The organism is Streptomyces sp. NPDC039423 (assembly GCF_055598725.1).
In genome coordinates this window covers 550,474-558,722 of the sequence record NZ_JBVKAH010000005.1, presented here as the reverse complement: position 1 = coordinate 558,722, position 8,249 = coordinate 550,474, and the positions used below count along the sequence as shown (strand labels likewise).

Annotated in this window: 8 protein-coding genes; 5 read left to right on the top strand and 3 right to left on the bottom strand. The window is 74.9% G+C overall.

Annotation, left to right across the window (positions count from 1 at the left end):
• Together ACZ7LK_RS19820 and speB are read left to right on the top strand one after the other, a co-directional pair.
• The coding region (locus tag ACZ7LK_RS19820) for a carboxyl transferase domain-containing protein (RefSeq protein WP_469464303.1) at nucleotides 1–125 on the top strand (125 nt) is incomplete at its 5' end.
• Nucleotides 126–261: 136 nt separating this feature from the next.
• The gene (speB, locus tag ACZ7LK_RS19815) at nucleotides 262–1,251 is read left to right on the top strand and encodes an agmatinase (RefSeq protein ID WP_392274356.1); all 990 of its coding nucleotides are present in this window, start codon (nucleotides 262–264) and stop codon (nucleotides 1,249–1,251) included.
• A 73-nt stretch (nucleotides 1,252–1,324) separates the two neighbouring features.
• On the opposite strand, the gene ACZ7LK_RS19810 is transcribed toward speB, so the two are convergent.
• From ACZ7LK_RS19810 to ACZ7LK_RS19800, 3 genes are all read right to left on the bottom strand, one after another.
• The gene (locus ACZ7LK_RS19810) at nucleotides 1,325–2,659 is read right to left on the bottom strand and encodes a heparan-alpha-glucosaminide N-acetyltransferase domain-containing protein (protein ID WP_471142205.1); all 1,335 of its coding nucleotides are present in this window, start codon (nucleotides 2,657–2,659) and stop codon (nucleotides 1,325–1,327) included.
• 230 nt (nucleotides 2,660–2,889) lie between these two features.
• Nucleotides 2,890–3,984 (bottom strand): mandelate racemase/muconate lactonizing enzyme family protein, encoded by a 1,095-nt coding sequence (locus ACZ7LK_RS19805; protein WP_392274354.1) that lies wholly within the window; start codon nucleotides 3,982–3,984, stop codon nucleotides 2,890–2,892.
• Between the two features lie 159 nt (nucleotides 3,985–4,143).
• Nucleotides 4,144–5,421 carry a hypothetical protein gene (locus tag ACZ7LK_RS19800; RefSeq protein WP_392274353.1) on the bottom strand — a complete coding sequence of 426 codons (1,278 nt, stop codon included), beginning with the start codon at nucleotides 5,419–5,421 and terminating at the stop codon, nucleotides 4,144–4,146.
• A 156-nt stretch (nucleotides 5,422–5,577) separates the two neighbouring features.
• Here ACZ7LK_RS19800 and ACZ7LK_RS19795 point away from each other — a divergent pair, with 156 nt between their 5' ends.
• Genes ACZ7LK_RS19795 through ACZ7LK_RS19785 form a run of 3 tightly spaced genes read left to right on the top strand, consistent with a single transcriptional unit; the run spans nucleotide 5,578 to nucleotide 8,215 of the window.
• The gene (locus tag ACZ7LK_RS19795; protein ID WP_471142201.1) at nucleotides 5,578–6,702 is read left to right on the top strand and encodes a DegT/DnrJ/EryC1/StrS family aminotransferase; all 1,125 of its coding nucleotides are present in this window, start codon (nucleotides 5,578–5,580) and stop codon (nucleotides 6,700–6,702) included.
• Complete coding sequence (locus tag ACZ7LK_RS19790) at nucleotides 6,699–7,457, top strand: hypothetical protein (protein ID WP_471142199.1); 759 nt, start codon at nucleotides 6,699–6,701, stop codon at nucleotides 7,455–7,457. Before ACZ7LK_RS19795 ends, ACZ7LK_RS19790 begins: the two co-directional genes overlap by 4 nt.
• Entirely contained in the window at nucleotides 7,457–8,215 is a 759-nt protein-coding gene (locus ACZ7LK_RS19785; RefSeq protein WP_392274350.1) for an amidohydrolase family protein, read from the top strand. The genes ACZ7LK_RS19790 and ACZ7LK_RS19785 overlap by 1 nt, the downstream gene beginning before the upstream one ends.
• Nucleotides 8,216–8,249 lie beyond the last annotated feature (34 nt).

The window sequence follows — 8,249 nt, the reverse complement described above, 5'->3', positions numbered from 1 at the left end:
GCGGTCTGGTCGACGACGTCATCGACCCCTCCGAAACCCGCTCCGTCCTCATCGCCTCCCTGGCGATGCTCCGCTCGAAGCACGCCGACCTGCCGCACCGCAAGCACGGCAACCCCCCGCAGTAACCCACCGGGCCCGCCCCACGGCCCACGCCCCGCGTCCGGCCGTCCGGCGCGGGTCCGCGTGCCGGGCGGGCCCCGAACGTCCTCGCGGTCCGGCCGGCGCCGGGCCGCAGCACCATGGAAAGGCACTGATCGCACCATGACCGCCCACCCCAACGGAGTGACCCCGCCGGTGCCGCCGACGGAGACCGACCGGACGCTGCACTTCGCGGGCCCCGCGACGTTCGGCCGCGTGCCGCGGATCGACCAGGTGGAGAAGACGGACATCGCCGTGGTCGGCGTGCCTTTCGACAGCGGCGTCACCTACCGGCCGGGCGCCCGCTTCGGCGGCAACGCCATCCGGGAGGCCTCCCGCACCCTGCGCCCCTACAACCCGGCGCAGAACGTCTACCCGTTCCACTACAGCCAGGTGGCGGACGCCGGTGACATCAGCGCCAACCCCTTCGACCTGAACGACGCCGTCGAGACGATCGAAGCCGCCGCGGACGACCTCCTCGCCGGTGGCGCCCGGCTGATGACCCTGGGCGGCGACCACACCATCGCCCTGCCGATGCTGCGGGCCGTGGCCAAGAAGCACGGCCCCGTCGCCGTCCTGCACTTCGACGCCCATCTGGACACCTGGGACGACTACTTCGGGCAGCAGTACACCCACGGCATGCCCTTCCGCCGGGCCGTGGAGGAGGGCATCCTCGACACCTCCGCCCTGTCCCACGTCGGCACCCGCGGACCGATCTACGGCAAGAAGGACCTCGACGACGACGAGAAGCTGGGCTTCGGCATCGTCACCTCCGCCGACGTGATGCGGCGCGGGGTGGACGAGGTGGCCCAGCAGCTCCGCGAGCGCGTCGGCAACCGTCCGCTGTACATCTCCATCGACATCGACGTCCTGGACCCGGCCCACGCGCCCGGCACCGGCACCCCGGAGGCGGGCGGCCTCACCTCCCGCGAGCTGCTGGAGATCCTGCGCGGCCTCGCCGACTGCCACCTGGTCTCCGCCGACATCGTGGAGGTCGCCCCGGCGTACGACCACGCCGACATCACCTCCGTGGCCGCGTCCCACGCGGCCTACGAGCTGATCAGCATCATGTCGAAGCAGATCGCCCCGGTCCGCTGGGGCGCGACCCAGTAACGCCCCGCGCGGGGCCCGGCGACGGCACGGCGGCCGGACCCGCCGTGCCGCGCCGGCCCCGCCACGCCGACCCTCACCCCCGCCGCAGCCGGCCGGACGGCTTCGGCATGAGCAGATGCAGCGCCCACTCCAGCGGCCCCCGCCCCAGCGGCGTCCGCCGGAAGACCACCGCCCAGACCGCACAGGCCACCAGGGACACCCCGCAGAACGCGCCCAGAGCCGCCCATCCGTGATGGGGGCGCAGCTCGGCCCGCGCCAGGACGTGGACGGCGTACACCGACAGGGCCATGGTGCCGACGACGGCCAGGGGCCACAGCAGCCGTTCCGCGGTCCGCCACCGGCACACGGCGACGGCCAGGCCGATCAGCAGCAGACCCGCCCCGATGTTGGCGACCGTCTCGAACGGCGTCTGACTGTACGGTCCGTCGACCAGCAGCCACGCCCACGAGGTACTGGGGATCGCGCCCGCCTGCCGGGCCAGCACGGCCTCGACCGGGTCGGGCGCGGCCACCGCGTACGCGTGGTACCGGGCGATCGCCCGCAGCAGCGCCTCGCGCCCGCCGCCCGGGCCCAGCGCCAGCGCGGACAGCCCGTGCCCGGCCAGGGTGACGACAGCTCCCCAGCCGATCAGGCGGCGGGCCGTCCCGGACCGGCGCAGGTCCGCGAGCCGCCCCAGGACCATGCCGACGACGACGTACGGGAAGTACGTCAGCCACGGGTACGCGCCCGACAGCAGCAGCGTGTCCAGCGCGTCGGTGAACCCGGACCAGCTCGTGACGGCCTCGAAACCGGGGTAGCGGCCCCGGCCGATGACGCGGTAGCCGAAGTACGGTCCCAGGACGTACGACAGGACGGGGCCGGCGACCACCGACACCGCCGCGACCGCCGTGAGCGCGCGGGTGCCGAGTCGGGCGAGCGGTTCGGCGGCCAGGAAGTACAGCGCGAAGAACGTCAGGATGACGGCGATCCCCGACCGCAGCTCCGTCAGCGCCAGCCCGAGCGCCGCGAGCACCGCGCACTTGACGAGCGTCCCGCGCCACGCGCCCGCGGGCTGCCGCCGGGGCCGGGTGCCGCCCCGCGAGAGCGTCAGGGACAGCCCCGCGATCAGGGTGAAGACGGCGGGCGCGCGCCCGTCGAACGCCACCAGCAGGTGGCCCGCCCCCTCCGGCTTCGCGGGCGGGCCGATGTGCGCGGCGAACATGGCGAACACGGCGATGGCCCGCGCCACGTCCACGCTCACCAGCCGCCGCCTCGGCGGCGCGCTCCCCTCGGCGGCCGGCGCCGCGCTCGCGGCCGACGCCGCGTCAGCCGCCGTCGGCACCTTTGTCGTTGTCGTCGCCGGGTCGGCCGTGGTCGGCGGCTCGCCGGTCGTGGATATGTGCGTCGCCGTCTGCGCCGCCGTGGACATGTGCGTCACCGTACTGATCCGCCCCCGCGTTCTTCGTCCCCTTGTCGGTTCATTTGTATACGCATGGACGGGGACGCCCTCCGCCGGGGGTACGCGGCCGGGCACGGCGGGGATGCGCGATCGGGGTGCGCGGACGGGTGCGCGGACGGGTGGGCGGCCGGACGCGGCGGGGGGCGCGGGCGGACGCGGCGGGGTGCGCGGACGGGTGCGCGGCCGGACGCGGCGGCCCCTCAGCCGGCCGAGCCGTCCAGACCGTGCCCCAGCCCCGGCGTGACCGGCAGCTCCACCAGCCCCGTCCCGGGCGTCCCCGCGAACGGCGCGGGCGCCAGCGGCTCCTCCGCCACGAGCAACGGGCCCACCAGGTCCGGCGGGACCGTGGCGTGCGGCAGCGCCGCCGACAGGTGGGCGGCCGCCAGCGTCGCCACCCCCAGCTCCGGCATCGTGCCGATCTTCACCGCGAGCCCCGCCGTCTCGGCCAGCGCGGCGATCTGCCGCGCCCGGTACAGCCCGCCCACCTTCAGGATCTTGATGTTCAGCACGTCGGCGGCCCCCCGGCGCACCACCTCCAGCGCGTCGTGCGCCGACTGCACCGACTCGTCCGCCATGACCCGCACCCCGCCCCGGGCCCGCAGCGCCGCCAGCCCCTCCAGGTCCCAGCGCGGCAGCGGCTGCTCCACCAGGTCCAGCCCCGCGTCCGCCAGCCGGGCCACCGTACGGGCCGCCTCCCCCGGCGCGTACCCCTCGTTGGCGTCCAGCGACAGCTCCACCGACCCGGGCACCGCCTTGCGCACGGCGGCCACCAGCTCCACGTCGAGCGCCGGGTCCTCACCGCCCTTGAGCTTGATGTGCCCGAACCCGGCCGCCGCGTACCGGGCCGCCTCCTCCGTCATCTCGTCGAGCGTGCCGAGCCCCACCACCCAGGTCGTCGGCACCGGCCCGGCCACCCGCCCGCCGCCCAGCAGCAGGTGCGCCGGCCACCCGGCCGCCCGGCCCGCGAGGTCGTGCAGCGCCAGGTCCAGCGCCGCCTTGGCCAGGTGCTGCCCCCGGATGGCGGCGTCCATCGCGGCGTGCGCGCCGGCCAGGTCCCGCGGGTCGCGCCCGACGAGGGCCGGTGCGACGTGCTCGGTCACCGCCGCGCACAGCCCCGCGAGGGTCTCCCCGGTGTACGCGGTCATCGGTGACGCCTCGCCGAAACCCGACGTCCCGTCGGACGTCCGCACCTCCACGAGGACGCTGACGAGTTCGGGGCTGGTGCCGCTGCTGATCACGAACGGGCGGCGGTACGGGGCACGGACGACACGGGTGTGGAACGAGGCGATCTTCACGCGCGAGCTCCTTGGTCTCCGCCGTACGGCGCTCCACCGCGGCGGCTGCGAGGTCGGGGATTGCGGCCCGGGCCGCAATCACGGGCCACGGGCGGGGTCGAGAGGGCGGGGCCGGGAGGACGGGCCGCGCGCGGGGCGGTCCGGCGGGGCGCGGCGGTCCTACAGGTGGACGCGGTAGACGGTCGGGGGGCGGCCCGTCCGGCCTTCCTGGAGGCTGCCGGTCGGTACGGCGACACCGGCCCGCTCCAGGCGCTTGAGGATCCGGCGGGCCGTGCGCTGCTGCACGGACAGGTGCTCGGCGACCCGGTGGGCGGTGACCCCCGCGTTCCCGTCCGCCGCGGTCAGCTCCCGCAGCCGGTCCAGGGTCTGCGGGTGCAGCCCGACCCGGCGGGCCAGCAGCGCGGGGCTCTCCGGGAACGCGGCGGCCTTGGCCCCGGCCGCACCGGGCTCCGCCCCGGTCGCCGTGGCGGGGCCGGTGACGGCATCCGGGCCGATGACGATGTCGACGTCGTCCGCCATCGACACCACCCCGGCCGCCGCCCCGAGGGACCGCGCCCGGTTGACGGCCCGTCGGGCGAGTGCCTCCGCCTCCGCCGCCGTACGCCCCAGACCGAAGCCCACGTGCGCGGAACCGTGCCGGGCCGCCAGGCCGCCGAGGAACGGTATCCGGGTGAACCGTTCCGTCGCCGACTCCAGCGCCCCGCGCGTCGTCACCACCAGCCGGCGCCCGTCCGGCAGCTCGGCCAGGCTGCCGCCGAGCACCCGTATGTCCTCCGGCAGCCGCGCGTCCCCGGCCGCGCCCGGCAGGTCGACGATGCCCAGCGCCACCTGCGCGTCCCCGCTGTGCCGGCCGGCCGTCTCCAGGACCAGCGCCTGGAGGGACGTCAGTATCGAGTGGCGCGACGGGGCGAGCCGTACCGCGTGCGTGTGCTGCTCCAGCACGTGGAACGCCGAGCCGAGACAGGTGATGGCCACCCGCGCCTTCTTCGCGTCCCGCGCGTCCAGGTGGAAGTCGACCACGTCCTGCGAGGTCAGCCCCGGCCGGTGGGGCAGCACCCGCACCCGGTCCGTGGGGAGTTTGGCCTCCGCCATGGTCTCCAGCACCTCGTCGCGGCGCAGCGTGTCGATCGACACCCGCGACACGTCGTGCCCGAGCCGCAACAGCTCGACCAGCGCCCGCAGCAGCGTGGCACCGTTGTACGGCACGTACGCCGCCGGCCGGTCCAGCGCGCCCGCCGCCTCGGCCAGCGCGTGCGGCACCACGCCGGTGAACAGCAGCGCGTCCGCCCGCGCCCGCGCGCCCGCCACCACCTCGACGGTCTCGTCCTCATGACGGTACGGCAGCGGCAGCAGCCGGGCGGACCCCGCCCGGCCGGCGACGGCGACCACCTTCTGGACGAGGTCCTCGGGACCTATCACGCCGACCGTGAGCGGCATGGTCCGGTCTCCGTTCTGCCGGGTGGGAGTTGCTGGGGGAGGTGCTGCGGGCGGTGCGGTGCGACTTGCTCGGTGACGCCTGATTGACGGCCGTCGACGGGGGTTCTACTTTCGGCCCAGGCCATAATCGCGTGCTGCCGAGAGGATAATCCCCCGATGCCGCAACGGGAAATGCCGCTGCCCACAGTTCTGGATCCCCGGGGAAGGACGTTCGGCGAGGAGGAACGCGCGGCGGTGCTCCGGGTTCTCGACTCGGCCGTCCTGTGCGGGGCGTTCGGCCGCGAGGCACGGGAGCTGGAGGCCGGGATGGCCCGGCTGTACGGGCGCGCCGAGGCCGTCTCGTGCAGCTCGGGCACCGCCGCGCTGCACCTCGCCGTCGCCGCCGCCGGTGTCGGCCCCGGCGACGAGGTCGTCACCACACCCATCTCCGACTTCGGCACGGTCGCGCCGGTCCTCGCCCAGGGCGGCCGCGTCGTCTTCGCCGATGTGCGCGAGGACGACGGGAACCTCGACCCGGACGCCGTCGAGGCGGCGATCACCCCCCGCACCAGGGCCGTCATCGCCGTGCACCTCTTCGGCGGCGCCGCCGACACCGTACGGCTGCGGGAGATCTGCGACCGGCACGGGCTGGTCCTCGTCGAGGACTGCGCCCAGGCGTGGCTGGGGGAGGACGGCGACGGGCGGCTGCTCGGCACCGTCGGCGACATCGCCTGCTTCAGCCTCCAGCAGTACAAGCACATCACGGCGGGCGACGGCGGTCTGGCCGTCACCGACGACCCGGGCCTCGCCACCCGGATGCGGCTGTTCATGGACAAGGGCTGGGACCGGACCGAGGGCCGCATCCACCGCACCATGGGCCTCAACTACCGCATGACCGAGCTGGTCGCCGCGGTCGCCCGCGTCCAGCTCACGCGCGTCGCCGATGTGGTCGCCCGCCGCCGGGCGAGCGCCCGGCTCCTCGCCGCCGCCGTCGCCGCCCTGCCCGGGGTGACGATGGCCCGGCACCACCCGGGCCACGCCTGGTGGGTCGTCCCGCTGCTCGTCGACGACAACGCGCGCTGGGCCGCCGCGCTGGAGGGCCTCGGCGTCCCCGCCCTGCCCGGCTATCTGGAACGCCCGCTGTACGCCAATCCGGCACTGTCCGGGTACCCGCCGGGCCTGTGTCCTCGCGCCGAGCGGCTCATCGACCGTACGTTGCTGGTTCTGCCGTGGAACGAGGCCTACGGCGAGGAGGACGTGGACCGGATCGCGCAAGCGCTGGGGAAGGTCGCCGCATCATGAGCGAGTCACCGTACGACACCTACGCATGGCTCCGGCCCTCCCCGGAGGAGCACATCGGCTGGGACGTCGACGTGCTGTACGGCCCGTGGCCCCGCCACCACCGCGACACCGGCCTCGCCGAGGTCCGCGCCCACCTGCGCGCCTCGCCCGTCGCGGGCGCCCTGGCGCTGTCCACCCGCGGCCCGCTCTACGACGACGGGGCGGGCAACGCCGAGACGCTCCGGGACCTCGCGGACTGCCCCGAACTCCTCCCCGTCGGCACCGTCGACGTGCGCGACGCGCCGACCGCCGAGGACCGGCTCGACGAACTGTCCGCCGCCGGGGTCCGCTTCCTGCGGCTGTTCACCCTCGAACAGGCGGCCGAGCCGGGCTTCCCCGGCTACCGCCACGTGGTCGAGCTGGCCCTCGATCGCGGAATGGTGCTCCTCCACGACGGCGACCCGCGCCGCTTCGGGCCGCCCCTCATGGGGCGCGGCGTCGACGTGGTCTTCCTCGACCTGCACGCCTATCTGCTGGCCGACTTCCTGCTGATGGCCCGCGACGAGCCCGGCTTCAAGGCCACCACCCGCATGCTGTCCGGCCTCGACTCCATCGAGCGCGTCATCGACGCCGTCGGCCCGCGCCACCTCGTCTTCGGCTCCCGCACCCCCTTCATGGACATCTCGCCGCAGACGCTGAAGCTCCGCTACGCCGACATCTCGCCCGACGACCGCGCCGCCATCGCCACCAAGAACGTCGAGGAGCTGCTCGCCTGATGCCGATCATCGATGTGCACGCCCATGTGGGCCGCTGGCAGTTCCACCTGACGACCGGTGACGCGGACACCAACATCGCCCAGATGGACCGCTACGGCATCGACCTCCAGATCGTGTCGTCGTCGGAAGCGGTGGTGTACGACGCCGTCAGCGGCAACGCCGCCCTGCGCGAGGCCCTGATGACCCGGCCGCGGCTGCACGGGTACGCCGTCGTCAACCCCAACCGCGTCGAGGAGAGCGCCGCCGACCTCCGGCGCTGCCTGGACACCGGCCGCTTCGTCGGCGCCAAGATCCACACCCACTACCCGGGCCGCATGCCCGGCACCCGCGAGATGGCCGAGGCCTTCGACGTCGTCGCCGAGGCGGGCGTACCGCTCCTCCTGCACACCTGGGGACGGGAGGTGACCCTCCTGCCCGAGCTGGTGGAGGCCCGGCCCGGACTGCGCGTGATCATGGGGCACGCGGGCGGTGACGCCTGGCGCGAGGCGGCGCACGCAGCGGCCGCCTGCGACCGCCTCTACCTGGAGCACTGCCGCACGGCCACCGACGCGGGACGCGTCGCGTACGCGCGCGAGGCCGGCGTCCCGGTCGAACGCATGCTGTTCGGCACCGACGCGACACTGATCGACCCCTGTGTGTCCCTCGGCGTGGTCCGGGACGCGCGGTTCACGGAGGAAGAGCTGGAGCGAGTGCTGTGGCGCAACGCGGCGGAGCTGTTCGGCCTGAAGGTCGGCACGGCCCTGCCACCGGTCGTGTGAGGCGATCCGAACCACCGGAACAGGAGAGGGACGC

Bases quoted from the DNA above. Each gene is read 5' to 3' on its own strand.
- speB (WP_392274356.1), top strand. From the start codon at position 262: ATGACCGCCCACCCCAACGGAGTGACCCCGCCGGTGCCGCCGACGGAG.
- ACZ7LK_RS19810 (WP_471142205.1), bottom strand. From the start codon at position 2,659: ATGTCCACGGCGGCGCAGACGGCGACGCACATATCCACGACCGGCGAG.
- ACZ7LK_RS19800 (WP_392274353.1), bottom strand. From the start codon at position 5,421: ATGCCGCTCACGGTCGGCGTGATAGGTCCCGAGGACCTCGTCCAGAAG.
- ACZ7LK_RS19795 (WP_471142201.1), top strand. From the start codon at position 5,578: ATGCCGCAACGGGAAATGCCGCTGCCCACAGTTCTGGATCCCCGGGGA.
- ACZ7LK_RS19790 (WP_471142199.1), top strand. From the start codon at position 6,699: ATGAGCGAGTCACCGTACGACACCTACGCATGGCTCCGGCCCTCCCCG.
- ACZ7LK_RS19785 (WP_392274350.1), top strand. From the start codon at position 7,457: ATGCCGATCATCGATGTGCACGCCCATGTGGGCCGCTGGCAGTTCCAC.